Here is a 574-nt window from a genome sequence, read left to right as displayed (position 1 = left end):
CAAACTTGATACTTCTCTAAACTTCATAGATTCTTACATATTTTTATGGGATAGTATCATTATATATATTGGATAGATTTAAATTTCTACCTTATTAAGGAGAAGGTTCTATGATGAAGTTGATTGGCGCAGATCCCTATTTTGTCGGTATCGTTGGTTTTGGTGTTGTTTTTATGATCGTCATGTTAGGTTGGTTAACATGGTTCTTTATGAAAAAAGCGAAAGAAGAGAGAGAGAATAAAGATAAACAATCCTAATAACTATATCGATCTTCTGGCACCATAATCACCCATAGATCATATTTAGCTGATTGTTTTCTAACAATCGCCTGTTTTCAAAAATTTTTCAAAAAACTTAAAAACTTTAAAAATATTTTCACAAATATTTCTAAAGTTATATCTAAATATAATAAACACCCTAAGAGTAATAACCTACTTTTGGGGTGTTTTTTTAATTACGACTCTTGTCACTGATCAATCGATCGCTCAATATAATAAATAACAATAACGGCGAGCGATATCCCTTCAGTCAATCCTGATCAATTCTGATCACGTTTCTTTTCTGCTTTCAATGA

At 30.5% G+C, this 574-nt stretch carries 1 protein-coding gene; it reads left to right on the top strand.

Annotation, left to right across the window (positions count from 1 at the left end; genetic code table 11):
• Positions 1-110 precede the first annotated feature (110 nt).
• Positions 111-257 carry a DUF3149 domain-containing protein gene (locus FK268_RS26085; RefSeq protein ID WP_109200698.1) on the top strand — a complete coding sequence of 49 codons (147 nt, stop codon included), beginning with the start codon at positions 111-113 and terminating at the stop codon, positions 255-257.
• Positions 258-574: the final 317 nt, after the last annotated feature.

It is taken from the genome of Tsukamurella sputi (assembly GCF_007858445.1).
GTDB classification, from domain to species: domain Bacteria; phylum Actinomycetota; class Actinomycetes; order Mycobacteriales; family Mycobacteriaceae; genus Tsukamurella; species Tsukamurella sputi.
This window is presented reverse-complemented; position numbering and strand designations above follow the sequence as displayed.